Source organism: Caldimonas thermodepolymerans (genome assembly GCF_015476235.1).
GTDB lineage: Bacteria > Pseudomonadota > Gammaproteobacteria > Burkholderiales > Burkholderiaceae_C > Caldimonas > Caldimonas thermodepolymerans.
Genome location: NZ_CP064338.1, coordinates 2031110 through 2056098, shown reverse-complemented (window position 1 = coordinate 2056098; position 24989 = coordinate 2031110). Strand labels below are relative to the sequence as shown.

The following is a 24989-nucleotide window of genomic DNA, read 5'->3' as shown; positions in this document are numbered from 1 at the left end:
GTTTACATCGTGCGCGCTGACGGCAGCCCGGCCGCCGCGGACAATGCGCTGCCCGTATCCGCGGGCCGCACCGGGCGCATCGACCCGGACGGGGTGGACAGGGGGAGTGCATGAGTGCGAGCGTCGTGCTGCTGTGGGTGTCCGGCGGCCTGTTGCTGGCTGCCGGCGTGCTGCTGCTCGCCTCCCGCCTGCCGGCCATGGTCGAGGCGTGGCGCGCCACGCGCTGGCACCGCACGCCGGCCACGCTGCAGGCCATGGTGTTGCAGCGGGTGGGCCGGGGCGAGCGCTACCGGGTGCTGGTCAGCTACCGCTACCGCCACGGCGACGGATCCTATGTCGGCCACCGCATCCATCCCTGCTACGCCGCCTCCGGCAAGCGGGTGCTGCACAAGGGCGTGCTGAACCGCTTGCAGGCCGGTCCGGTGATTGCAGTCCACGTCCATCCGGACCAGCCACAACGCTCGACCATCCTGGTCGGCGTCAACCGCCACTGCCTGCTGCATGCACTGGCGGGCCTGCCGCTGGTGCTGATTGGGCTGCTCGTGATGGGCATGGCGCTGGGGCAGACCCTGCCTTGGTCCTGGCCCGCGTGGAGCCAGCCCGCCGCCGCGGCGGTGCTGGGAGCCAGTCTGCTGGTCGCCGTCTTCAGCCTGCGCGCCCGCGAGCGACTGGTGGCCGACGTGGCGCGCGTGCTGTAGCCCCCGGAGCCGTGCGGCAGCGGCGCGGGACCTACACTCGCGCCTGATGTCGTCTTCCGAACGTTCCCTTGCCGGCGTCCACGTGATCGGCGCCGGCCCGGCGGGCCTGATGGCCGCCGAAACCCTGGCCGAGGCCGGATGCACGGTGCACGTGCACGACGCGATGCCCTCGGCCGGCCGCAAGTTCCTGCTCGCCGGCAAGGGCGGGCTCAACCTCACGCATGCCGAGCCGCTCGGGGCGTTCCTGTCGCGCTACGGCGCACGCCGGGCGCAGCTGGAGCCGCTGCTGGCGCAGTTCGGCCCGCAGGCGCTGCGCGACTGGGCGCATGGCCTCGGCATCCGGACCTTCGTCGGCACCTCCGGGCGGGTGTTTCCCGACGAGATGAAGGCAGCGCCGCTGCTGCGTGCCTGGATGCACCGGCTGCGCGAGGCCGGCGTGCGCTTCCACATGCGGCACCGCTGGACCGGCTGGACCTCAGCCGGCGCGCTGTGCTTCGAGACGCCGCAGGGGCCGCTGGCCGTCGCCGCGGACGCCACCGTGCTGGCGCTGGGCGGCGCCAGCTGGCCACGGCTGGGCTCGGACGGGGCCTGGCAGCCGCTGCTGGAGGCGCGCGGCATTCCCGTCGCGCCGCTGCGGCCGGCCAACTGCGGCTTCGACGTGGCGCGCCCGCAGCCGGACGGCACGCTGCTGCCGGGCTGGAGCGAGCATTTCCGCTCCCGGTTCGCCGGGCAGCCGCTCAAGTCGGTGGCGCTGTCGTTGCCGGACGGCGGGGCGGCTGCCCCCCGGCAGGGCGAGTTCGTCATCACCGCGACCGGGGTGGAAGGCAGCCTGATCTATGCCCATGCGGCCGCGCTGCGCGACGCGATCGAGGCGCAGGGGCGGGCGAGCTTCCTGCTGGACCTGCTGCCGGCGCGCGCGCCCGAGCAGGTGGGGCGCGAGGTGGCGCACCCGCGAGGCTCGCGCTCGCTGTCCAGCCACCTGCAAAGCCGGCTGGGCCTGGCCGGCGTCAAGGCCGCGCTGCTGTGGGAGCTGTTGCCCCGCGAGGCGATGGCCGACCCGGCGCGGCTGGCGGGCGCGATCAAGCGGCTGCCGCTCACCCTGGTGGCGGCGCGCCCGGTGACCGAGGCGATCAGCACCGCCGGCGGCGTGCGTTTCGAGGCCCTGGACGGGCAGCTGATGCTGCGCGACCTGCCCGGCGTGTTCTGTGCCGGCGAGATGCTGGACTGGGAAGCGCCGACCGGGGGCTACCTGCTGACCGCCTGCTTTGCCAGCGGCCGCGCGGCAGGGCTGGGCGTGCGGCGCTGGCTGGCCGGGCAGCGGGCGTAGGGGGGCCGCAGTTCCAGCGGCGTGGGCTGCCGGCGGCAGGTGCTGCGGTTCCTGCTGACGAAGCGCAAGGTCGCGCGGGGATCGGGCCGGGCGCGTGCGCTTTGTCGCGTGGCAGACTGGAACGCCGCCGGTGGGGCAGGTATAAGAACGTCCACGTCCGTGCGATCCAGGAACAGGAGGTCCCTCGCGGGGTACCGCGTTTGCCATGGAGACAGACCGCAATGCCCGCGTCCGGCTGGCCCAGCTGCAGCTGTACGTCAACAACCACATCAACGACCAGTACCTGACGCCGGTGTTGACGGTGATCGTGGCGGCGCTGCTGACGACCTGGCGGCCGCTGGCCTGGGTCGTGACCTGGGCCGTGGTCGAGCTGGCGATCATCGCGACCTACCTGACCTGCTACCGGCGCTTCCGTGCGGTGGACCGGCAGCCGCACGAGGAGCCCGTGTGGGCGCGGCGCATCGCCTGGGCGCACGGGGCGCACATGCTCAGCTGGTCATCGATCATCGTGTGGGGCTGGGTGCCGGGGGACGCGGCCAACCTGATGTTCACGATGCTCGTGCACCTGGGCCTGGTGTCGGCCACCGTGGCGATGAGCAACCCGCACCGGCGGCTGCTGCTGTCGGACATGAGCATCCCGATGGTGGCGCTGCTGGCGCCCCCGCTGCTGAGCGCCGGGGCCTTCAACACCGGGCTGGCGATGCTCGGGCTGTTCTACTGCGCGCTGATGCTGTGCGTGGCCGCGAAGATCCACCAAACCACGGCCGAAGCGATCGAGCTGCGGCTGCGCAACGAGGAGCTGATCGCGCGGCTGGAGCGCCAGACACGCATCGACGGGCTGACCGGCGTGGCCAACCGCAACCACCTGCTGGCCACCGGCAATGCCGAGATCCGGCGTGCCTCGCGCTTCGGGCACCCGATGGCCCTGCTGATGCTGGACATCGACCACTTCAAGAGCATCAACGACACCCACGGCCACCTGGTGGGCGACCGGGTGATCAAGGCCGTGGCCGACGCCTGTGCGCTGTCGCTGCGCGACTGCGACTGCCTGGGCCGCATGGGCGGCGAGGAGTTCGTCGCCATCCTGCCCGAGACCGACCTGGGCGCCGCGGTGGCGGTGGCCGAGCGGCTGCGCGCCACCGTGGAGGCCTTGCGGCTGACGCACGAGGGCCGTCCGCTCGTCACCACGGTCAGCGTCGGGGTCACCGTGCTGGAGTCCGCCTCGGAGCCGCTTGCCAACCTGCTGTCGCGCGCCGACGTCGCGATGTACCGCGCCAAGAAGCGCGGGCGCAACTGCGTCGAGACCGAGGTGACGTCGCGGGCGCTGGCGTGGCGCCCGCAGGACGTGGCCGCCACCGTCTAGCCACGGCGACACCTCAGGACGAGCCGGGCGGCTCCGGGATGGCCCGGGTCCACTGCGCGATCTCGTCCTCGCTCATGTTGCCCCGGGGCCGCGCGCGGCCGTCCCGGTAGCCCTGGGCCTCCAGGTCGCTCAGGTATTGCTGGCGCGACAGCAGCGTGCCTTCGCAGACCCGGTCCTGCGGTGGCGGGGCCTCGGTCTCGGCGCGCAGCCGGTCCAGCAGGTGGCGCATCACCCAGGCGGGGACGCGCCGGCGTTCGTCGGGATAGATGAAGCCGAACAGCACCAGGTGGCTGAGCAGCACGCGCCAGTGCGCGCCGAAGCGCAGCAGCAGGCGCTGCCAGTCCAGGTCCGTCGCGCGCGCATGCAGCAGGTGCGCCACGTCGGCGCCGTCGTAGCGCTCGCGTTCCATGATGAAGGCCTTGGACCAGATCGTTTCCTCGACCGGCGCGACCTTCACCGGGCGATCGAGCAGCGGTGCATCCAGGGCGTGGCGGAACCAGTCGTCGTCCACCAGGGCGATGCCGTTGCCCGAGTTGAAGATCAGGTCGATGAACTCGCCGCCGGCCCGGACCTTGGCCAGCCAGTGCGGGTAGGTCAGCTCCGGCCGGTGGCCGGCAGCCTGCAGCGCCTGCGCGGCGCGCTCGTAGTGGCTGCGGCGCAGGAACAGGTCCAGGTCCTTGGTCTGGCGTTCGATGCCGGTACAGCAGGCAAAGGCATACGCCCCTCCGACCAGGAAGGGCACGCCGGCGTCGTCCAGGATCTGCAGCACCTGCCGATAGAACGCGGCGGTGGCGGCGTCCAGGTCGTCGCAGGACGGGGGCGTCAAGGGAGCGTGCAGCATGGCGGGCGGCGCGAGGTATGGGGATTGCCACTTCCTGCAAAAGACATGCCTTGCGCCAGCCAGGCGCAGGGGCCGTCCCGACGAAAGGAAAGCCGATGGATGGACTGGACCAGGTGCGCTTCGCCGCGGTCGGGGACCTGCATTGCCGGCAGGACATGGCCGGGGCGTTGCGCCCCCTGTTCGCGCAGGCTGCGGAGGCCGCCGACGCGCTGCTGCTGTGCGGCGACCTGACCGACTACGGGCAGCCGGAAGAGGCACGGGTGCTCGCCGAGGAACTGGCGGTCGTCGACATGCCGGTGGTGGCCGTGCTCGGCAACCATGACTTCGAGTCCGGCCGGCAGGAAGAGGTGCGGCGCATCCTGATCGATGCCGGCATCGTCGTGCTCGATGGCGAGGCCTGCGAGGTGCACGGCGTCGGCATCGCCGGCACCAAGGGGTTTGCCGGCGGCTATGGCCGGCACGCCCTGGGGCCCTGGGGCGAGCAGGTCATCAAGGGCTTCGTCAACGAGGCGATCCAGGAAGCGCTGAAGCTGGAGACGGCGCTGTCCAAGCTGCGCACGCCGCAGCGCCTCGTGCTGCTGCACTATGCGCCCATCGTCGGGACGGTGGAAGGCGAGCCGGTCGAGATCTATGCCTTCCTCGGCACCAGCCGGCTCGAGGATCCGCTGATCCACTACCCGGTCACTGCGGTCTTCCACGGTCACGCGCACCGCGGCCAGCCGGAGGGGCGCACGGTCAACGGCATCCCGGTCTACAACGTCGCCCGGCCATTGTTGCAACGTGCGTATCCGCAGCAGCCGGCCTTCCGCCTCCTCGAGGTGCCGTTGCGGCCGGCCGAGCCCTGAGCGCTCAGCCGTGCGCGTGCGGGGTGGCAGCGCACGTGGCCGACCACTCGATGCGCGCGCCCAGCTGGCAGAGGTTCTCGACGAAGCGCGGATGCGCGCGCCGGATCGGTGCCGCATGGCGGATCACCGAGCGGCCCTCGATGCTCGCGGCGACCATCAGCAGCGCGATCGCGACGCGGATGATGTAGGGGCTGTCGACCTCGGCCGGCACCAGCGGCTTGCCGCCGAAGGTGACCAGCCGGTGCGGGTCGGACAGGAAGGCGTGGGCGCCGAACTTGGACAGCTCCGAGGTCCAGCCGAGCGCGCCGTCGTAGACCTTGTTCCAGAACATCATGCTGCCCTGGGCGCGCACGCCCAGCGCGATGAAGATCGGCAGCAGGTCCACCGGCAGGTAGGGCCAGGGCGCGGCCTCGACCTTCTGCAGCATGTGCGAGGTGAAGGGCTCGCGCACCTGCAGGCGGCCGTCGACGCGGGCGCGCGACCAGCCGTCCTCGTGCATGACCTGTACGCCGAACTTCGCGAAGGTGCGGTCGATCAGCGGGAACTGCTCGGGTGCCGAGTTCTTCACCCGCACGTCGCCGCCGGTGATCGCGCCCAGCGCGAGGAACGTCACCACCTCGTGGAAGTCCTCGGTGAAGGTGAACTCGCCGCCGCCCAGCGCGTCGACGCCGGTGATGCGCAGCCGCGAGGTGCCCAGGCCCTCGATGCGCGCGCCCAGCACCTGCATGAAGCGGCAGAACTCCTGCACGTGCGGCTCGGAGGCGGCGTTGGTCAGCGTCGAGGTCCCGGCAGCCAGCGCCGCGCACATCACGAAGTTCTCGGTCGTGGTCACCGAGGCGTAGTCCAGCCAGTGGTCGGTGGCGGTCAGCGGCGCGTCGCAGCGCAGCACCAGCGCGTCGTCGCCGCGCTCGACCCGGGCGCCGAAGCGCTCGAACACCTCGACGTGCGGGTCGATCTCGCGTACGCCCAGCGTGCAGCCCTGCACGTCGTTCTCGATGCGCGCGACGCCGAAGCGCGCCAGCAGCGGCGCGACCAGCAGCACCGAGGAGCGCATTGCCTCGGGGAGGCGGTGGCGCGCGGCGTCGAACAGCGTGTGGCGGTGCCGGACCTCGAGCGTGCCGCGCGCGAAGTCGACCTGCACCGAGCTGCCCCAGGCGCGGAAGGCGTCCAGGATCTTCTTCACGTCGGTGATCTCGGGCACGCGGCGCAGGCGCACCGGCTCGCGCGTCAGCAGCGTGGCGCACAGCACGGGCAGCACGGCGTTCTTGTTGGCCGACGGCACGACCTTGCCGACGAGCGGCGTGCCGCCGTGGACGATCAGGTGGGACATGGCGGGGGAGGGAGAGGGATCCGACACGCGCGCAGTGTCGGGGCGCCGCATGAACCGAACATGAAGCCTGTGTGAAGTGACAGGCCCTGGGGCCTTTGGCAAAGCCTCTTGCCAGCCGTTACCGCAGGCATACGCCCCGACAACCCATGAGGTACCCGGCAAGCCGATAGGGCCCGCAGACGAGCCCCTGTGCATGATCCTGTTGCTGCGTGCCGCGGAGGAATCCGAAGAAGGGGGTGAGAACCTGCGATGGTACGTCGAGGCGCGACTCAATCCGCCGGCGTGTTCAGGGGCTACCGACGGCTCTTCGTCATTTCGTGTGGAACACAACACTCACAATGCTCCCCTGGTTGTTGAGCCCGGTGGGCATGTGTGCAGGCCGCTTGTCGGCCTGTGCACATGTCCACCGGGCGGGTTTGATCAGGAGGATGAGTCCATGGGCATTGCCGTAGAAGCTCTGTTCACCAGCGCGCTGGGCTTGCAGCCGCCGTGGGTCGTCGATGACGTCAGGCTCGACACTGCTAAGCGGCGTATCGACTTCGAGATCGGCTGCCACACCAGCAGGCTCGCCTGCCCGGCATGCGGTGCGGCCACGCAACCGGTGCACGACCGGCTGCGCCGATCCTGGCGGCACCTGGACTTCTTCCAGTTCGATGCCTGGCTGCACTGCGACGTGCCGCGCGTGGCCTGCGGTGCCTGCGGCAAGACCACGCAGGTGGCCGTGCCCTGGGCGCGTCCGGGCTCGGGCTTCACCGCGGCGTTCGAAGCGCTGGCGCTGACCTTGTGCCTGGACCTGCCGGTGCGCCAGGCCGCCGAGTTGCTGCGCTGCAAGGACAAGCGGCTGTGGCGGCGCATCGAGTTCTACGTCGCGCAGGCGCGTGCGCTGGAAGACTTCGCCGGCGTGCGCACGGTGGGCATCGACGAGACCAGCCTGCGGCGCGGGCAGCACTACATCACCGTCGTGCACGACCTGGATCGCAAGCGGCTGCTGTTCGCCACCGAGGGGCGCGAGCACCGCACGGTGGTGGAGTTCGCCGAGGATCTGAAGGCCCATGGCGGCGATCCCGCCCAGGTGCGGCACGTGTGCATGGACATGAGCGCAGCCTACGCCAAGGGCGTGGCGCTGGCGCTGCCCGAGGCGCAGATCAGCTACGACCGCTTTGACGTCGTCTCGATGGCCATCGAGGCGATGGACCAGGTGCGCCGCGCGGAGATGGCCACCGACGCGCAGGCGGTGCGAGCCGCGCTGGGCACTGGCCAGCGTAAGACGCTCAGGCAGCTGCTGTGGGGCATGCGGCGCAACCCCAGCACCTGGAGCGCCCGCCAGCTCCAGGCGATGCACTGGCTGCAGCGCTCGACGCTCAAGAGCGCGCGGGCGTGGCGGCTGAAGATGGCGCTGCGCGAGGTGTACGCGCGGGCCACAGCGCACAACAGCATCGAACAGGCCGCTTCCGATCTCGGGGCCTGGCTGAGCTGGGCGCGGCGCTGCCGGCTCGAGCCGTTCAAGAAGCCGGCCGCCACGCTCAAGGAGCGGTTCGACGCGGTGGTGCGCGGCATGGTCGATCACCGCAGCAACGCCTTCGTCGAGGCGATGAACGGGCTGCTGCAACAGGCCAAGCGCGCCGCACGCGGCTTCAGGACGAGCCAGAACTTCATCGCCATCGCCTACCTACGCATGTCCAAGCTCAAGCACCTGCCGGCCAGTCCGTTCGCGCCAGCCATGCCGACATGACGCGAAGCGTTTCCACACAAAACGGCATAGAGCCAATCGGGCTCTTCGTCATTTCGTGTGGAACCCAACAGTCACAATGACTCCTGGTCGTCGAGCCCGGTGGGCATGTGTGCAGGCCGCTGGCCGGCCTGTGCACATGTCCACGAGGCGTGTTTGATCAGGAGGATGAGTCCATGGGCATTGCCGTAGAAGCTCTGTTCACCAGCGCGCTGGGCTTGCAGCCGCCGTGGGTCGTCGATGACGTCAGGCTCGACACCGCTAAGCGGCGTATCGACTTCGAGATCGGCTGCCACACCAGCAGGCTCGCCTGCCCGGCATGCGGTGCGGCCACGCAACCGGTGCACGACCGGCTGCGCCGATCCTGGCGGCACCTGGACTTCTTCCAGTTCGAGGCCTGGCTGCACTGCGACGTGCCGCGCGTGGCCTGCGGTGCCTGCGGCAAGACCACGCAGGTGGCCGTGCCCTGGGCGCGTCCGGGCTCGGGCTTCACCGCGGCGTTCGAAGCGCTGGCGCTGACCTTGTGCCTGGACCTGCCGGTGCGCCAGGCCGCCGAGTTGCTGCGCTGCAAGGACAAGCGGCTGTGGCGGCGCATCGAGTTCTACGTCGCGCAGGCGCGTGCGCTGGAAGACTTCGCCGGCGTGCGCACGGTGGGCATCGACGAGACCAGCCTGCGGCGCGGGCAGCACTACATCACCGTCGTGCACGACCTGGATCGCAAGCGGCTGCTGTTCGCCACCGAGGGGCGCGAGCACCGCACGGTGGTGGAGTTCGCCGAGGATCTGAAGGCCCATGGCGGCGATCCCGCCCAGGTGCGGCACGTGTGCATGGACATGAGCGCAGCCTACGCCAAGGGCGTGGCGCTGGCGCTGCCCGAGGCGCAGATCAGCTACGACCGCTTTCACGTCGTCTCGATGGCCATCGAGACGATGGACCAGGTGCGCCGCGCGGAGATGGCCACCGACGCGCAGGCGGTGCGAGCCGCGCTGGGCACTGGCCAGCGTAAGACGCTCAGGCAGCTGCTGTGGGGCATGCGGCGCAACCCCAGCACCTGGAGCGCCCGCCAGCTCCAGGCGATGCACTGGCTGCAGCGCTCGACGCTCAAGAGCGCGCGGGCGTGGCGGCTGAAGATGGCGCTGCGCGAGGTGTACGCGCGGGCCACAGCGCACAACAGCATCGAACAGGCCGCTTCCGATCTCGGGGCCTGGCTGAGCTGGGCGCGGCGCTGCCGGCTCGAGCCGTTCAAGAAGCTGGCCGCCACGCTCAAGGAGCGGTTCGACGCGGTGGTGCGCGGCATGGTCGATCACCGCAGCAACGCCTTCGTCGAGGCGATGAACGGGCTGCTGCAACAGGCCAAGCGCGCCGCACGCGGCTTCAGGACGAGCCAGAACTTCATCGCCATCGCCTACCTACGCATGTCCAAGCTCAAGCACCTGCCGGCCAGCCCATTCGCGCCGGCGATGCCCCAGTGACAGCGTTGCTTTCCACACGAAACGACATGGAGCCCTTGTAGGTCAAGCCGCTCCCCAAACTGCATTACTTGCATTACTCTAAGCCATCGTACCTTGGTCCAAGTTGGATCAGTCTGCATTGTTCCGCATAACGGTGAGCACGGCGCGTTACCTGTCCTGACAGTCCCACGCGACGCTGCACTACGCGATGGAAAAGGACAAGCGCGTCGGCAAGCGTCACAAGGTCGGCCACGGCAAGTTCTCCGCGCCCAAGCATCGGTTCCATCGTCGCGGCGCGCTGCGCCACTGAGCCGATGCCGGCGCTTGCTCGGCAGGCGGCGCCTTCGGGCGCCGCTTCCGCATGTGTCGCGGTCAGCGAGGCTTGCGCGGCCGGCGGAACGCTCCGGCCCGGTAGACGTTGCCTTCCCAGTGACCCCGCTCGCCGCGGGCACGGCGGATGGCCTGCTCGGCCGCCCGGGCCGCCTCGCGGCGTGCGGGCCACCAGCGCCACACGGCGACGGCCCGCCGGCGCAACGCCTGCCACAGCCGCAGCCACGCGGCATCGAGGCGGGCGCGACGGCGCTCGCCGACCAGCATGCGCAGCAGCAGCACGATGCAGACGGCGAACACGAGGGCGGCGAAGCTTTTCTCGATCACGGTGATTCCGGGGCGACAGGGCAGCTGGCCTTGAGCCTATCTCACGCCGGCGCGGCTGCAAGCGGGCTGCACTGGAATCGCCGCGCGCCGGCCCCCGTGTGCGGGGCGTTCGCGCGGCGGGCGCGCGCCACTGCAGGGGGCGCCGATTATGATTTCCCGTTTCGCCGCATGACTTCGCTTGCCCTGCCATCGCTGCTGCATCCCGCATGGGCCTGGGCCCTGTTGCTGGGCATCGGCCTGAACGTGGTGTGCGGCGAGCCCGGGCGCTGGCACCCGTTGGTGCTGTTCGACCGGGCGGCGCGGGGCGCGGCCCGGCGCCGGGCCGCCGGGGACAGCTCGCATGGCGCCGGCCTCGTGGCGGGCATGCTGTTGCTGCTGGCCCCGCCGGCCGCGGTGCTGGTGCTGCGACACTGGTGGCCGGCGGGCTGGCGGTGGCTGTTCGAGGGCTTCGTGCTGTACCTTGCCGTCGGTCCGCGCGGGCTGCACGAGCAGGTCGCGCAGGTGGGCGCAGCGCTGGTGCGCGACGACTTGCCGGCCGCGCGCCAGGCCATCCAGCACCTGCTCGGCCATGAGGCGCTGGCGCCCGATGCGATGCCGGTGGCCGATGCCGCGGTCGCGGGCACCTTGGCGCAGGGACACGAGCGCATCCTCGCGCCGCTGTTCTGGTTCGCCCTGGCCGGTGGTGCGGGTGCGCTGACGTACCGGCTGGTCCGGCGCCTGCATGGCGCCTGGCAGGCCGGCGGCGCCGGCGCCGATCCCGTCGGCAGGATGGCGGCACGGCTGGCATACGCGCTCGACTGGGTCCCGGCCCGGCTGAGCGCGGCCAGCTACGCGGTGCTGGGCGACATCCGGGCGGCGCGCTGGTGCTGGCAGCACCAGGCCGGGCCGCGGGGCGGTCCCGGGCCCATCGTCGCGGCGGGCGCCGGGGCCCTGGGGCTGCGGCTGGGTGTTTCGGGCGGCGCTGCGCCGCGGTCCATCGCCGGTGTGGGGCGGCCGCCGCAGCCGCGCGACGTGGCGCGCGCGCTGGCGCTGGTGGCCAGTGCGATGCTGCTGTGGCTGGTGGTGCTGGGGCTGCTGCACCTGGTGGCGACGCGATGAGCCTGGCGCCGAAGGAGGAAGGAACGGTCCGATGCTGAAACCCCTGTTCGCCGGGATGCTGGCGCTGGGTGCCGTGGCCGCGCTGGCACAGCCGGTGTCGGTGATCGACGACCATGGCGACACGGTCACGCTGCAGGCGCCGGCCAGGCGCGTGGTCAGCGTCGCGCCGCACCTGACCGAACTGCTGTTCGCCGCCGGCGGCGGCGAGCGCATCGTCGGCACGGTGGACTACAGCGACCACCCGCCGCAGGCGCGCGACATCGTGCGCGTGGGCGACAGCCGTTCGTTGGACCTGGAGGCGATCGCGGCGCTGAAGCCCGACCTCGTCGTGGTCTGGCGCGAGGGCAACTCGCCGCGCCAGATCGACAAGCTGCGCCGCCTGGGCATCCCGATGTACCAGAGCGAACCCAGGCGGCTCGACGACATCGGCGCTTCGCTGCTGCGGCTGGGGCGGCTGCTCGGCACCGAGCCGGTGGCGCGCCGCGAGGCGCAGGCCTTCGCACAGGGCCTGGCGGCCTTGCGCGAGCGCTATGCGGGCCGCGCGCCGGTGCGCACCTTCTACCAGGTGTGGCGCACGCCGCTGATGACGCTCAACGACCGCCACATGGTCAGCGACGTGATCCGCCTGTGCGGCGGCGTGAACGTGTTCGGCCACCTGGACACGCTGGTACCCACCCTCGACGAGGAGGCGGTGCTCCAGGCGGACCCGGAGGTGATCCTTACCGCCGCGATGGGCGCGACGCCGGGGACCCGGCCGGTGGACGGGCTGGAGGGCTGGAAGCGGTTTTCACGCCTGCAGGCGGTGGCGCGCGACAACCTCTACGCGATCGACGGCGACCTGCTGAACCGCCCGACACCGCGGCTGCTGCAGGGGGCGGCGCGGGTCTGCGAGGTGCTGGACGAGGCGCGCGCGAAGCGCCGCTGAGCGCGTGCTCACGCGCCGAACAGCGCGGCGGTGGCCTCGGGGTTCGACGCGAAGCAGGCGTGGAAGAACGAGGCGGTGAGCCCGCGCTCGCGGTAGACCGCCTCGGGACGGCCGTGGTGCTGCGGCCGGGTGCGGGCCGCAGGGACCAGCGTCGCATGCGCGTGCAGCTGGCCGTAGTGGAACACATGGCCGCGCAGCTCGCCGTGCGGCGTGTCCCACGCGTGCAGCCCGATGCCCGCCAGTCGCGTGCCCATCTCCGCGGTGGCGTCCAGCAGCCCGGCCATCGCGTGGTCGCGACCTTCCAGGTCGCGCAGCGTGCGGGCGCAGACCATCATGCCGCCGCATTCGGCCAGCAGGGGCCGGCCCGCGGCGTGCCAGTCACGCAGGCTGGTCATGAAGCGCGTGCTGCGCGCAAGCGTGGCCGCGTGCAGCTCCGGGTAGCCGCCGGGCAGGTAGAGCGCGTCGGCTCCGGGCGGCACCGCCTCGTCGGCCAGCGGCGAGAAGGTCGTCACGGTCGCACCCAGGTCGCACAGCAGGTCCAGGTTGGCTGCGTAGCAGAACGAGAACGCCGTATCGCGCGCCACCGCGACGGTGCGCCCGCGCAGCAAGGGCGGGGGTGCCGACGGGGGAGCGAGCGAAGCCGGACGGTGCCATGCCGGCAGCCGCTGCAGCGCGGCCAGGTCCAGGTGCAAGGCGGCGTCCAGCGCCTGCCACGACGCCGGCAGGCGGGCCTGCATCTCGTGGGCTTCGACCAGGCCGAGGTGGCGTTCGGGCAGCCGTGGCACGCCGTCGTCCAGGTGCCCCAGCCAGGGCATGCCGGGCGGCAGGCTGTCGCGCAGCATGCGCGCATGGGCCTCGCCGGCGACCCGGTTCGCGGCCACGCCGGCCCAGGCCAGCCGGCGCGGGGCACCGTAGGCCCGCAGACCGCAGGCGAGCGCGCCGAAGGTCTCGGCCATCGCGCCCGCGTCGATCACCGCGAGCACCGGCAGCGCCAGCCGCGCGGCCAGGTCCGCCGCGCTCGGGCTGCCGTCGAACAGGCCCATCGCTCCTTCGACCAGCAGCCAGTCGGCCTGCCGGGCGGCGTCCGCAAGCCATTGCGCGCAGCGTGCCTCGCCGACCATCCACAGGTCCAGGTTGTGCACCGGCGCCCCGGTCACGGCAGCGAGGTGGCAGGGATCGATGAAGTCGGGGCCGACCTTGAAGGCACGCACCCGCCGTCCCTGCCGGCGCAGCCGGTGCGCCAGGGCGCAGGTGAAGCTGGTCTTGCCCTGGCCGGAGGCGACCGCGGCGATCAGCAGCGCCCTCGCCATGGCCGCCTCACATCTCGATGCCCGGCTGGGCACGGATGCCTTGCAGGAAGGCATGCTTCAGCCGGCCCATGTCGGTGACGGTGTGCGCCACCGCGAGCAGCGCGGGCGGGGCGTCGGGGCCGGTGATGACCACGTGCTGGCGCTCGGGACGCGCGAGCAGGTCCACGATGGCCTGCTGGCCCCCGAGCAGGCCCGCCCTGAGCGCGGTCGTGAACTCGTCCAGCAGCACCAGGCCCAGTTCCGGGTCGCGCAGCATGCGGCGTGCGACCTCCCAGGCGGTGCGCACCTGGGCCGCGTGAGGCGCCTGCGGGGCATCGCCGTCGCCGAGCACGTGCAAGCGCAGATCCTGCGGGAAGCGGCGGAAGAAGCGCTCCTCGCCCGTGGGCTGCGCGGCCCGGGTGAACTGCACGATGCCGACCTTCATGCCGTGGCCCAACGCCCGCACGGCCATGCCGTAGGCGCTGGAGCTCTTGCCCTTGCCGTTGCCGGTGTTGACGACGATCACGCCGCAATCCCGCCCGCCAGGCCTGGCCGGGGCCGCGGCCTCCTTGCCGGGCTGCGCTGGCGGTGGGGCGGGATGCCAGTCGCCCGGCGCGGGGCAGGGGTGTCCATCCAGGGCCGGATGTTCCAGGTGCGAGTTCATCGGGGAGCGGGGACGTAGTAACGGTGCCCTTCGAGCGTGACGGCGAGCATGCGGCTGCCGTAGGCACGGGCGAGGTGGTCGGGGTGCAGCACCTGGTCGAGCGGGCCGGCCATCCAGCGCGGCGCGCCGTTTCCATCGGGCAGCCACAGCAGCGCATGGGTGCAGCAGCGCAACGCGAGGTTCACGTCGTGCAGCGACATCACCACGGCCTGGTCGTGCAGCTGCGCCAGCAGCGCGCAGGCGGCCAGCTGGTGCGGCACGTCCAGGTGCGCGGTCGGCTCGTCGAGCAGCACGAGCGGCGTGGCCTGGGCCAGCATCGCGGCCAGTGCGACCCGTTGTCGCTCGCCGCCCGAGAGGCTGCGCACGTCCTGTGCCGCCAGGTGTGCGACGTCGCAGCGCTGCAGCGCCTCGAGCGCCAGGCGCTCGTCGTCCGGTCCCAGCCAGCCCATGCGGCCGGCGTAGGGCTGGCGTGCGGCGAGCACCACCTCCAGCACCGACAGGCCGAAGGCGTCGTGATGGTGCTGCGGACACCAGGCGCGCAGCGTGGCGAGCTCGCGGGTGCGGATGCGGGCCAGCGGCCGGCCGCCGAGCTCGACCTCGCCCCCGGCGGGCGGACGCAGGCCGGCCAGCGCGCGCAGCAGCGTGGTCTTGCCGCAGCCGTTGGGCCCGAGCAGCGCCCAGCGTTCGCCGGTGCGCACCTGCCAGTCCAGGCCGTCGACCAGCACGCGCTGGCCGGCGCGCACCTGCAGCGCCCGGGTGGCGAGCAGCGGGGCGTTCATGTGCGTCCTCCCTGGCGCAGCAGCAGCCACAGGAAGGCCGGCACGCCGATGAAGGCGGTCAGCACGCCCACCGGCAGCTGCATCGGCGCCGCCAGCGTGCGCGCCAGCGTGTCGGCCAGCACCAGGAAGGCGCCGCCGCCCAGCGCGCAGGCCGGCAGCAGCACCCGCTGGTCGTTGCCGAGCGCCAGCCGCAGCGCGTGCGGCACCACCAGCCCGACGAAGCCGATGCTGCCGGCCACGCTGATCGCCAGGCCGGCGGCGACCGAGGCCAGCACCACCACCGCGATGCGCAGACGCTGCACCGGCACGCCCAGCGCCTCGGCCGGGCCGTCGCCGAGCAGCATCAGGTTCAGGTCGCGCGCCAGCAGCAGGGCGGCGGCCAGCAGCGCCACGGCACCCGCCAGCGCGACGCCGTAACGCTCGACGCCATTGAGGTCGCCGAGCAACCAGAACACCATGCCGCGCAGCTGGCCCTCGGGCGCGATCGAGAGGATGAAGGCGACCACGGCGCTGAAGCCGGCTGCCACGATCACGCCCACCAGCAGCAGCTGCACGCTGGCACTGGCGCTGTCGGCATGGCGGCGGAACGCGCGCGCGCCGAGCAGGAACACCAGTGCCGTGGCGCCGAGCGCACCGGCCGAGGCGCCGGCGCTGGTCCCGCCCGCACTCGCGCCCAGCCACAGCGCCGTGAGCGCGCCCACCGACGCCCCGCTGGAGACGCCCAGCACGTAGGGCTCGGCCAGCGGGTTGCGCAGCAGCGCCTGCAGCAGCGCGCCCGACAGCGCGAGCAGCGCGCCGCAGGCCAGCGCCGCGAGCGCGCGCGGCAGGCGCAGCGCGACCACGATGTCGCGCGTGAACGAGGTGTCGGTGCCGCGCAGCGCGTCGGCCACCGCGCGCGGCGACAGCGTCTCGCTGCCCAGCATCAGCGCCAGCAGCACGCTGCCGCCCGCGGCGGCGAGCAGCAGCGCGAGCGGCAGCAGCGGGCGGCGGGTGTGTCGCATCACGGTTGCCTCAGCGCGGAGCCCACTTCAGCTCGACGTAGAAGGTGCGGCCGCCGGTGCTGTAGCCGCGCGTGAACTCGTGGTCCTTGTCGCCCACGTTGTCGACGCGCGCCAGCAGCGTCCAGTCGCGCCGGAAGCGGCGGCTGGCGTACAGGTCCAGCGTCGCGTAGCCGCCCAGGCGCACCGTGTTGGCCGGGTCGTCGTAGCGGTGCGACGACAGCTGTACATCGGCGCCGAGCGTCCAGCCGTGCACCAGGGTGTCCAGGCCCAGGCTCGCGTGGCGCCGCGCGCGGCGCGGCAGCAGTGCGTCGGTGTCCCGGTTGCGCGGCCGCTGCAGGTCGAGCGAGCCGTTGAGGTTGATGCCGGCGAAGCGGTGCGTGGCGCTCAGCGTCGCACCCAGGTACTCGGCGCGGCCGACGTTGTCGTAGCAGCCGGGGAACATCCCGCTGCCGGCCGGGCACGGACCCGGGCCGGAGACGAAGTCGATCAGGTCGCTCAGCCGGTTGCGGTACAGCACCAGGCCGAAGGTCGTCGCGCCGCCGCTGTAGTTCAGCCCCACCTCGACGTTGCGTGCCGACTCGGGCCGCAGCGTCGCCTTGCCGTACTCGCTGAAGCGCTGGTAGAGCGTGGGCGCGCGGAACGCCGTGCCCGCCGAGGCGGAGACGCGCCAGTGGCGGTTCAGCGCATAGGCGTAGGCCAGGCTGCCGGTGGTCTCGCCGCCGAACTCGCTGTCGTCATCGTGGCGCAGGTGCAGCTGCAGCGTGTGGGTCTGGTCGGTCCAGCTGTAGCCCAGCGCCAGCGCGTCCTGCCAGCGTCGGCTGCGCGGCGGCGTGTTGAACACGTTGTGCAGCCGGTCCTCGCGCCGTTCCAGCGCGGCGGTCAGCAGGTGCCGGTCGGCGCGCCATTCGTGCTGCCATAGGTAGGTGCGCACGCGCGTGCTGGTCAGGTACGTCGAGGGCTCGGTCTCGTAGCGGTCGTAGCCTTCGCTGACCGACACGCGGCTGGTGTGGCGCTCGCTCCAGCGTGCAGTCCAGTTCAGCGCGGCGGTGTGCATGCGCAGCCGCGCGCGGTCGTTGACCGGGCCGAGGAAGCCGTCGTACTGCGCGCTCATGTCGTTGGCCAGCAGCGAGGCCTCCAGGCGGTGGCCCTCGGCGGGCTGCCAGCCCAGCCGCAGCGAGCCGGAGGTGGTGCGGTGGCCGTCGCGGTCCGGGTTGGCGCCGTCCGGCTGGGCGTCGAAGCCGCGGCTGACCTCGCGGGTGAGGCTGGCGGCGTAGTCGAAGCCCTCGGCCGTGCCCTGCACGCCGGCGCCCAGCCGGCCCGTGTGGTGCTCGCCGATGCCGGCGGTGACGAAGGGCGAGAACGGGCCTTCGCCCTTGCGCGTGAAGATCTGCACCACGCCCGAGACGGCGTCCGAGCCATAGACCGCCGCGGCGGGGCCGCGCACGACCTCGATGCGCTCCACTTCGGCCAGCGGGATCACGTTCCACGACGCGCCGCCGGTGGCCTGCGAGTCGAAGCGCACGCCGTCGACGTAGACCGGCGTGAAGCGCATCTCGGCGCCGCGCACGAACAGGCTGGTCGTGCCGCCGAGGCCACCGGCGCGCGACAGCTCGATGCCGGGCACGCGGCGCAGCACGTCGACCACGCCGGTGACGCCGCTGCGCTCGATCATGGTGCGGTCGATGACGGTGATGTCGGACACCACCTCGCCGACGGGCTGCGGCATGCGGGTGGCGGTGACGACGATGGTGTCGAGGGAGGCCTGGGCGATGCGTTCCTGGGCGAGCGCCAGGCAGGGCAGGGCCGCGCAGATCGGCGCGAGGAGCCATCGCGCGCGGCGACGGGCTGGGACGAACGTCTTCATGAAGGACGGAAGGACTGTACGGAAGGACTGTACGTTCGTGCCTGCTTCCCCGCAGGCTCGAACCCCATGGACGCGCACCGGGGCGCGCGTCCCCCTGTTGGCCGGTATCCGGGCTGGCAGAACGACCCCGGAGGACCTTCCCAGCCGGCAGGCGCCAGCCAGTGGTCGTGGACCCAGGGCGGGCACGGCGCAAGGCCGTGCCGTCTGCTTACCGTTGCGGGGGCAGCGCAGGTTGGAAGGCGGGCGGTGCCGCGCTTCTCCCTGCTTCCCGTTTAACCGCGCCACCGGACGGCGGCGCGAGCACCAACGGGATGGATTGTAAGAGGCTTGCGCGCCGTTGCGGCCGGGAAGACGCTACGAGCGCGCGCGTCGCGCCGTGCCGCGCAGCATCAGCACCACGCCGCACAGCACGATGCCGGCGGCGAGCCACTCGTAGCCGGTGATGTGCTCGCCGGCCACCGCCACGCCCAGCAGCATCGCGATCACCGGGTTCACGAAGGTGTAGCTCGAGGCCAGCGCCGCGCTGGCGCGCCCGAGCAGCAGCATGTAGGCGTTGAAGGCGATCAGCGAACCGAACACCACGAGGTATGCCCACGCCGCCACGGCCACCGGCTGCGGCGGCCAGCGGGGTGTCTCGCCGCTGGCCAGCGACAGCACCATCAGGACCGCGCCGCCGCACAGCATCTCGCTGGCAAAGCCGGTCGCGCCGCTGGCCATCGGCAGGCTGCGCTGGCTCAGCACGCTGCCCAGCGACCAGGTCACGCAGGCGATGGTGATCGCGGCCAGCCCCGCGGGCGAGGCCTGGAAGCCGGCCCCCTGCGTGAGCATCAGCACGCCGCACAGGCCGACGACGATGCCGGCGATCTCCCAGCGTGTGGGGTACACGCCCCACAGCAGGTTGAAGGCCGCGATCATCAGCGGCACCACCGCGATGAAGGCGACCACCAGGCCCGAACCCACGGTCTGCTCGGCGTAGGCTGTGCCGCCCATGCCGCCGCCCAGCATCAGCGTGCCGACGACGAGCGCGTTGCGCCATTCGCGCCCCGTGGGCAGCGGCTTGCCGCGCAGGCATTGCCAGGCGAGCAGCAGGCCTCCGGCGAACAGGAAGCGCGTGCCCATCTGGAAGAAGGGCGGAAAGCTGACCAGCGCGTACTTGATCGCGAGGTAGGTCGATCCCCACACCAGCCAGGTGGCGGCCAGGCACAGGGTGACGAGCGGGGTCAGGGCAGGGGACGTGCGGGCAGCGACGACGGCAGTCATGATGCAGCAGGTCGGAGGCGCAAGAAGGGGAGCTGGAGCCTCCATGCTAGGGACGCGGGCCGCGAGGCTGAAGTGGCATTTCAAGGATTGCAGGTCGATAATCCTTGGAATCCGAAAGTGGGAAGGGGCTGGCACCTTGAACCTCGAACTGGACCACTACGACACCCGGATCCTCGCGGAGCTGCAGGCCGATGCGCGCCTGTCGATGGCCGAGCTCGGCCGTCGCGTGCACCTGAGCCAGCCGGCCGTCACTGAGCGGGTGCGCAAGCTGGAGGCTGCGGGCGTCATCACCGGCTACCGCGCCACCGTCGACCTGGGCAAGCTGGGCTACGGCATCCGCGCGCTGGTGCGGGTGGGGCGCGCCGACTACGCGCGCGTCGTCCGGCAGATCCAGCAGACGCCGGAGGTCGTCAACGCCTACAACGTCACCGGCGAGGACAGCTGGGTGCTCGAGATCGCGGTGATCGACGTGGCGCACCTGGACGCCGTCGTGACCCGCTTCTGCCTGCTGGCCGAGACCTCCACCTCCATCATCCTCAACGCCGCGCGCGAGCACCAGCCCATGCTGCCGGCGCGGCGCGAGGACGTGAAACCTCCCATCAAGAAAGTGATCGACGCATGAGCACGAGCGAGTTCATCCCCACCTGCGACCTGTGCGACGCGCACAAGAACGACAGCGACGGCGCGTTCCGCGTGCTGCCGCCGGTGTTCCGCGACTTCGGCCAGCGCCGGCGCTTCGCCGGTGCGGTCAGCACGGTCAAGTGCTTCGAGGACAACTCGCTGGTCAAGGCCGCGGTGGAGTCGCCCGGCCAGGGGCGCGTGCTGGTGGTCGACGGCGGCGGCTCGCTGCGCCGCGCGCTGGTGGGCGGCAACCTGGCCGCGGCGGCGGCGCGCAATGGCTGGGCCGGCCTGGTGGTGGACGGCTGCGTGCGCGACGTGGCCGAGCTCGCAGCCTGCGATGTCGGCATCCGCGCGCTCGCGTCGATGCCGCTGCCCACCGAGAAGCGCAACGAGGGCCAGCGCGACGTCCCCGTGCAGGTGCAGGGCGTGTGGGTGCGCCCGGGCGACTGGCTGGTCGCCGACGAGGACGGCATCGTGATCCTGCCCGCGCCGCCGGCCGCGGTCTGATCGCCGCGACTCAGGTCGCCGCCGGAGGCGGTGCGTCGGCGAACAGCTCCGGCGCCAGCGCTTGCATCGCCTGGTATTGCGTCAGGTAGACCTGTCCGCTCAGGTGCGCCAGGAAGCCGGTGCCCTGCAGCCGGTCCATCACCGGCCCCTTGACCTCCGACAGGTGCAGGCGGATACCCGCATCGCGCAGGCGCGCGGTGATCGACTCCAGGCTCTCCAGCGCGCTGCTGTCGATCGCGTTGATCGCCGAGCACTGCAGCACCAGGTGCTCCAGCCCCGGGCGGTGCGCGACCAGGTCGTTGATGCGGTCTTCCAGTGCGCGGGCATTGGCGAACCACAGGCTCTCGTCCACGCGCAGGGTCGCGACGCGCGGGCTGGTCCTGACCGGGTGGCGCAGCACGTTGCGGAAGTGCTCGGTGCCCGGCAGCCAGCCGACCTCGGCAATGTGCGGCCGGCTGCTGCGCAGCAGGAACAGCAGCAGCGACACGCCCACCCCGGCGATCAGCCCGGCCTCGACACCCGCGCCCAGCGTCACGGCAAAGGTGGTCAGCACCGCGGTGAAGTCGGCCTTCGAGTAACGCCAGGTGCGCCCGAAGATGCCCAGGTCGACCAGCGACAGCACGGCCACGACGATGGTCGCCGCCAGCGTGGCCTGCGGCAGGTAGTACAGCGTCGGGGTCAGCAGCAGCGATGCGAGCACGATGCCCACGGCCGTGTACGCCCCTGCGGCCGGCGTGCGGGCGCCGGCGTCGAAGTTCACTACCGAGCGCGCGAAGCCGCCCGTGACCGGAAAGCCGCCGGTGAATGCGGCAGACAGGTTGGCCGCGCCCAGCGCGACGAGTTCCTGGTCCGGCTCGATGCGCTGGCGCCGGCGCGCGGCCAGGGTCTGGCCGACCGACACCGACTCGACGAACCCGACCACGCTGATCAGCAGCGCCGGCACGGCCAGCTGGCGCCACAGCGGGGCATCCCAGGCCGGCACGGTCCACGGCGGCAGGCCCTGCGGCACGTGGCCGACGATGCGCAGCCCCTGCTCGTGCCAGCCCAGCCGCCAGGTGAGGGCGGTGGTGACCACGATGGCGGCGACCGGCCCGGTCTTGGCGAGCATGTCGGCCGCCAGCGGGGACACCCCCAGGCGCAGCAGCCAGGGTTTCAGCCCCCGGCGCACCCACTGCAGGAACAGCAGGGCGGCCAGGCCCACGGCCAGCGTCGGCTGGTGGGTCTCGGGGGCCGCGCGCCACAGCGCGGGCAGCAGCTCGACCAGCGTCTGGCCGTCGGCGCGCACGCCCATCAGTGTCTTGAGCTGGCTGGCGGCGATCAGGATGCCCGAGGCGGCCACGAACCCGGCCACCACCGGATGGCTGAGGAAGTGCGCGAGGAAGCCCAGGCGCAGCAGCCCCATCACGAGCAGGATCACGCCGGACAGCGCGGCGAGCACCACCGCGGCGGCCGCGTAGCCTGCGGTGCCGCTGGCGGCCACCTGGCCGACCGCGGCCGCGGTCATCAGCGAGACCACGGCCACCGGCCCGACCGCCAGCACGCTGCTGGTGCCGAGCACCGCGTAGACCACCAGCGGCGCGATGCTGGCGTACAGGCCGGCTTCGGGCGGCAGCCCGGCGAGCAGCGCGTAGGCGAGGCTCTGCGGGATCAGCATCACCGTCACGATGACGGCGGCGAGCAGGTCCTGCGCCAGCGTGGCGCGGTCGTACCGGCGGCTCCAGGCGAGGATGGGCAGCCAGCGGGCCATCAGGCCACCAGCTCGGGTTGCGCCATCCATTCGCGGCCCTTGAGCATGGCTTGCCAGTACAGCGGCGGCAGGATGCGCTCCTTCAGGTACCACGCCAGGCGCGACGGGCGGCGGCCGTCGATCAGCCAGGACGGGAAGCTGGGTGCGAGCTTGCCGCCGTAGAGGAACTCGGCGAGCACGATCCTGCCGCGCTCCACCGTCAGCGGGCAGGAGCCGTAGCCGTCGTAGTGCGCCTCGCCGCGCACCGCGCCGCGTGCGGCCAGCACGTTGTGCGCGACCACCGGCGCCTGCTTGCGCGCCGCCGCCGCGGTCTTGGCGTTGCTGGTGTTGCCGACGTCGCCCAGGCCGAAGATGTTGGCGTAGCGCTTGTGCCGCAGCGTGGCCGGATCCAGGTCCAGCCAGCCGGTCGCGTCGGCCAGCGGGCTGACGCGGATGAAGTCCGGCGCCTTCTGCGGCGGCACCACGTGCAGCAGGTCGAACTCGCGCACCACCTCGCGGCTGCTGCCGTCGGGCTGGGCGGCGTTGAACACCGCCTTGCGCGCCGGCCCGTCGACCGCGACCAGGGTCTCGCCGAAGTCGAGGTGGATGCCGTAGGCCTGGACGTATTCCATCAGGGTCGGCACGTAGTCGGGTACGCCGAACAGCACCGCCCCGGCGGTGCAGAACTGGATGTCGATGTCCCGCAGCACGCCGCTGCGCCGCCAGTGGTCGGCCGACAGGTACATCGCCTTCTGCGGGGCGCCGGCGCACTTGATCGGCATCGGCGGCTGGGTGAACACGGCGCGGCCGCCGCGCAGCTCGCGCACCAGCTGCCAGGTGTAGGGGGCGAGGTCGTAGCGGTAGTTGGAGGTCACGCCGTGGCGGCCGAGCGTCCCGGGCAGGCCCTCGATCGCATGCCAGTCGAGCTTCAGGCCCGGGCAGACGACGAGCTGCTGGTAGGCGACCACGCGGCAGCCGTCGAGGATCACCAGGTCCTGTTCCGGCTCGAACGCCGCGACCGCGGCCTTGATCCAGTGCACGCCGCGCGGCAGCACCGAGGCCATGGTGCGCGCGGTGGTGCGCGGGTCGAAGACGCCTGCGCCGACCAGCGTCCAGCCCGGCTGGTAGTAGTGCACGTCCGCCGGGTCGATGATCGCGATGTCCAGCGACGGGGCGCGCGCCAGCAGGCTGGAGGCGACCGCGATGCCGGCCGCGCCGCCGCCGACGATGACCACGTCATGCCGTGCGTCGACCGTGTCCAGCGCGGTGCGCCCGCCGTTGGCGATGCGCCGCACCACACCCTGGAGGTCGTAGCCGGCCTGGGACGCCTGTTCGACGATCTGCGGCAGCGACAGGGCACCGGCCTGCGCCTGCGACAGCGCCCACAGCGTGGTCGAGCGCGTGCCGGTGCGGCACCAGGCCAGCACCGGCTTGGGCGCGCGGGCCAGCAACGCGCCGAACTCGCGCGCCTGTTCGTCGGTGACCTTGCCGGACTCCACCGGCAGGTAGTGGGCTTCCAGCCCCTGTTCGCGGGCGCGTTCGGCGATCTCGCGGAACAGCGGCTGGTCGTTGCCTTCGCCGTCGGGGCGGTTGCAGATCAGGGTGCGGTATCCCGCTTCGGCGATCGCGCGCACGTCCTCGGCGCGGATCTGCGGGGACACCGAGAGCTCGGGGCTCAGCCGGCGGATGTCCATGGACGTTCTCTTCGGTCGTCTCGTTGTGTGTGGTGGGCTCGGCTCAGAGGGCGTTGAGCGGGATCTTCAGGTAGCGCGTGCCGTTGTCCTCGGGCTCGGGCAGGTGGCCGGCGCGCATGTTGACCTGTACCGACGGCAGGATCAGCACGGGCATGGCCAGCGTGGCATCGCGCGCGGTGCGCATCGCGACGAACTCGTCCTCGCCGATGCCGTCGTGGACATGGATGTTGTGCGCGCGTTGCTCGGCCACGGTGCTGACGTAGCGCAGCTCGCGCCCGCCGGGCTGGTAGTCGTGGCACATGTAGAGCCTGGTCTGCGGCGGCAGGCTCAGCACCTTGCGGATCGAGCGGTACAGCGTGTGCGCGTCGCCGCCGGGGAAGTCGCAGCGCGCGGTGCCGTAGTCCGGCATGAACAGCGTGTCGCCGACGAAGGCGGCATGCTCGTCGCCGTCGCTCACGACATAGGTCATGCAGGCCGGTGTGTGCCCCGGGGTGTAGAGCGCGCGCGCTTCCAGCGTGCCGATGCAAAACGGTTCCTCGTCGTGGAACAGGTGGTCGAACTGGCTGCCGTCGCGCGCGAACTCGGGGCCGGCGTTGAACAGCTTGCCGAACACGTCCTGCACGGTGGTGATGTTCCAGCCGATGCCGAGCTTGCCGCCCAGGTGCTGCTGCAGGTAGGGGGCGGCCGAGAGATGGTCGGCATGCACGTGGGTCTCGAGGATCCACTGCAGCCGGCCCTCCAGCTCGTGGACCCGCTTGATCAGCCGGTCGGCCGAGTCGGTCGAGGTGCGGCCCGACTTGGGGTCGTAGTCGAGCACGCTGTCGATCAGCGCACAGTCGCGGGTGGAGCGGTCCATCACGATGTAACTGATGGTCCAGGTGGCGGGGTCGAAATGACCTTCGACGAACAGGCGCGAGGGTTGGGACACGGGGTGCTCCTTCGGTACGTCGTTGTCTGTAGGGGTCAGCGCTTGCGCGAGCAGGTGTTGATGCCCAGGAGGGTGTAGAGCGGGCAGTAGCCGGCGATGCCGGTCAGCAGCGGGACGACGCCGAGGTAGCCCCACCAGCCGACGGTGCCGGTGGCGGCCAGGGCAATCAGGGCGAGGCCTGCGATCACGCGCAGGGTGCGGTCGAACGTGCCTTCGTTGCGGCTCATGTGGTCCTCCGTTCGGTGAAAGTGCCCGGACTTATCAAAAGGCATGCCAGTCGGCATGGGGTGGGGGCCGGCATGCAAGTGCTTGTCCCCGAAGGAGTTTTTCCTGGGGGCTGGGGATGGGCGGAGGCTGCCGGGCGCACCGTCGCTGCCGCATGGCAGTGACGT

General features: G+C 71.9%; 23 protein-coding genes and 1 riboswitch. Of the genes, 10 read left to right on the top strand and 13 right to left on the bottom strand.

Annotated elements, in window-relative coordinates; genetic code table 11:
- The first annotated feature begins 110 nt into the window (after positions 1-110).
- From IS481_RS09605 to IS481_RS09595, 3 genes are all read left to right on the top strand, one after another.
- Positions 111-698, top strand: a complete 588-nt coding sequence (locus IS481_RS09605) for a DUF3592 domain-containing protein (protein WP_104358467.1) — start codon at positions 111-113, stop codon at positions 696-698.
- A 46-nt stretch (positions 699-744) separates the two neighbouring features.
- Entirely contained in the window at positions 745-2025 is a 1281-nt protein-coding gene (locus IS481_RS09600) for a TIGR03862 family flavoprotein (protein ID WP_104358468.1), read from the top strand.
- Positions 2026-2230: 205 nt separating this feature from the next.
- Positions 2231-3388 (top strand): GGDEF domain-containing protein, encoded by a 1158-nt coding sequence (locus IS481_RS09595; protein WP_104358469.1) that lies wholly within the window; start codon positions 2231-2233, stop codon positions 3386-3388.
- A 13-nt stretch (positions 3389-3401) separates the two neighbouring features.
- Here the strand turns inward: IS481_RS09595 and IS481_RS09590 are convergent, their stop codons facing one another.
- Complete coding sequence (locus tag IS481_RS09590) at positions 3402-4214, bottom strand: nucleotidyltransferase domain-containing protein (protein ID WP_232529213.1); 813 nt, start codon at positions 4212-4214, stop codon at positions 3402-3404.
- Positions 4215-4324: 110 nt separating this feature from the next.
- Between IS481_RS09590 and IS481_RS09585 the strand changes: the two genes are divergently transcribed.
- Complete coding sequence (locus tag IS481_RS09585; RefSeq protein ID WP_104358471.1) at positions 4325-5074, top strand: metallophosphoesterase family protein; 750 nt, start codon at positions 4325-4327, stop codon at positions 5072-5074.
- 4 nt (positions 5075-5078) lie between these two features.
- Here the strand turns inward: IS481_RS09585 and IS481_RS09580 are convergent, their stop codons facing one another.
- Positions 5079-6404 (bottom strand): UDP-N-acetylglucosamine 1-carboxyvinyltransferase, encoded by a 1326-nt coding sequence (locus IS481_RS09580; protein WP_104358472.1) that lies wholly within the window; start codon positions 6402-6404, stop codon positions 5079-5081.
- Positions 6405-6840: 436 nt separating this feature from the next.
- Between IS481_RS09580 and IS481_RS09575 the strand changes: the two genes are divergently transcribed.
- Together IS481_RS09575 and IS481_RS09570 are read left to right on the top strand one after the other, a co-directional pair.
- Complete coding sequence (locus IS481_RS09575) at positions 6841-8136, top strand: ISL3 family transposase (RefSeq protein WP_194963287.1); 1296 nt, start codon at positions 6841-6843, stop codon at positions 8134-8136.
- Positions 8137-8309: 173 nt separating this feature from the next.
- Positions 8310-9605 carry an ISL3 family transposase gene (locus IS481_RS09570; protein WP_194963286.1) on the top strand — a complete coding sequence of 432 codons (1296 nt, stop codon included), beginning with the start codon at positions 8310-8312 and terminating at the stop codon, positions 9603-9605.
- 351 nt (positions 9606-9956) lie between these two features.
- Here IS481_RS09570 and IS481_RS09565 read toward each other — a convergent pair whose 3' ends face one another.
- Positions 9957-10241: a hypothetical protein gene (locus IS481_RS09565; protein WP_104356642.1), complete on the bottom strand. Its 285-nt coding sequence runs from the start codon at positions 10239-10241 to the stop codon at positions 9957-9959.
- 168 nt (positions 10242-10409) lie between these two features.
- On the opposite strand from IS481_RS09565, the gene IS481_RS09560 reads away from it, so the two are divergent.
- The gene (locus tag IS481_RS09560; RefSeq protein WP_104356643.1) at positions 10410-11339 is read left to right on the top strand and encodes a cobalamin biosynthesis protein CobD/CbiB; all 930 of its coding nucleotides are present in this window, start codon (positions 10410-10412) and stop codon (positions 11337-11339) included.
- 31 nt (positions 11340-11370) lie between these two features.
- Positions 11371-12264 (top strand): cobalamin-binding protein, encoded by an 894-nt coding sequence (locus IS481_RS09555; protein WP_104356644.1) that lies wholly within the window; start codon positions 11371-11373, stop codon positions 12262-12264.
- A gap of 8 nt (positions 12265-12272) precedes the next feature.
- Here IS481_RS09555 and IS481_RS09550 read toward each other — a convergent pair whose 3' ends face one another.
- From IS481_RS09550 to yedA, 6 genes are all read right to left on the bottom strand, one after another.
- On the bottom strand, positions 12273-13574 hold the full coding sequence (locus IS481_RS09550; RefSeq protein WP_104356645.1) for a cobyrinic acid a,c-diamide synthase CobB: 1302 nt from the start codon (positions 13572-13574) through the stop codon (positions 12273-12275).
- A gap of 7 nt (positions 13575-13581) precedes the next feature.
- Positions 13582-14079 carry a cob(I)yrinic acid a,c-diamide adenosyltransferase gene (locus IS481_RS09545; RefSeq protein WP_232529211.1) on the bottom strand — a complete coding sequence of 166 codons (498 nt, stop codon included), beginning with the start codon at positions 14077-14079 and terminating at the stop codon, positions 13582-13584.
- Between the two features lie 134 nt (positions 14080-14213).
- Complete coding sequence (locus IS481_RS09540) at positions 14214-14996, bottom strand: ABC transporter ATP-binding protein (RefSeq protein ID WP_104356647.1); 783 nt, start codon at positions 14994-14996, stop codon at positions 14214-14216.
- Positions 14993-15997, bottom strand: a complete 1005-nt coding sequence (locus IS481_RS09535; protein ID WP_104356648.1) for a FecCD family ABC transporter permease — start codon at positions 15995-15997, stop codon at positions 14993-14995. Before IS481_RS09535 ends, IS481_RS09540 begins: the two co-directional genes overlap by 4 nt.
- A 10-nt stretch (positions 15998-16007) precedes the next feature.
- Positions 16008-17861, bottom strand: coding sequence for a TonB-dependent receptor domain-containing protein (locus tag IS481_RS09530; protein ID WP_104356649.1), 1854 nt, complete (start codon positions 17859-17861; stop codon positions 16008-16010).
- An 82-nt stretch (positions 17862-17943) separates the two neighbouring features.
- Positions 17944-18184: riboswitch (cobalamin riboswitch) on the bottom strand.
- Positions 18185-18215: 31 nt separating this feature from the next.
- Positions 18216-19121, bottom strand: coding sequence for a drug/metabolite exporter YedA (gene yedA, locus IS481_RS09525; RefSeq protein ID WP_104356650.1), 906 nt, complete (start codon positions 19119-19121; stop codon positions 18216-18218).
- A 136-nt stretch (positions 19122-19257) separates the two neighbouring features.
- Between yedA and IS481_RS09520 the strand changes: the two genes are divergently transcribed.
- On the top strand, positions 19258-19743 hold the full coding sequence (locus IS481_RS09520) for an Lrp/AsnC family transcriptional regulator (RefSeq protein ID WP_259371682.1): 486 nt from the start codon (positions 19258-19260) through the stop codon (positions 19741-19743).
- Entirely contained in the window at positions 19740-20249 is a 510-nt protein-coding gene (gene rraA, locus IS481_RS09515; RefSeq protein ID WP_104356652.1) for a ribonuclease E activity regulator RraA, read from the top strand. Before IS481_RS09520 ends, rraA begins: the two co-directional genes overlap by 4 nt.
- Before the next feature lie 10 nt (positions 20250-20259).
- On the opposite strand, the gene IS481_RS09510 is transcribed toward rraA, so the two are convergent.
- The 4 genes from IS481_RS09510 to IS481_RS09495 are packed head-to-tail and all read right to left on the bottom strand — an operon-like array spanning position 20260 to position 24824.
- Positions 20260-21996, bottom strand: a complete 1737-nt coding sequence (locus IS481_RS09510) for a SulP family inorganic anion transporter (protein WP_198425420.1) — start codon at positions 21994-21996, stop codon at positions 20260-20262.
- Complete coding sequence (locus tag IS481_RS09505) at positions 21996-23669, bottom strand: bifunctional protein tyrosine phosphatase family protein/NAD(P)/FAD-dependent oxidoreductase (protein WP_104356654.1); 1674 nt, start codon at positions 23667-23669, stop codon at positions 21996-21998. Before IS481_RS09505 ends, IS481_RS09510 begins: the two co-directional genes overlap by 1 nt.
- Positions 23670-23712: 43 nt before the next feature.
- Entirely contained in the window at positions 23713-24597 is an 885-nt protein-coding gene (locus IS481_RS09500) for an MBL fold metallo-hydrolase (protein ID WP_232529209.1), read from the bottom strand.
- 35 nt (positions 24598-24632) lie between these two features.
- Positions 24633-24824, bottom strand: a complete 192-nt coding sequence (locus tag IS481_RS09495; RefSeq protein WP_104356655.1) for a YgaP family membrane protein — start codon at positions 24822-24824, stop codon at positions 24633-24635.
- Between the last annotated feature and the right edge of the window lie 165 nt (positions 24825-24989).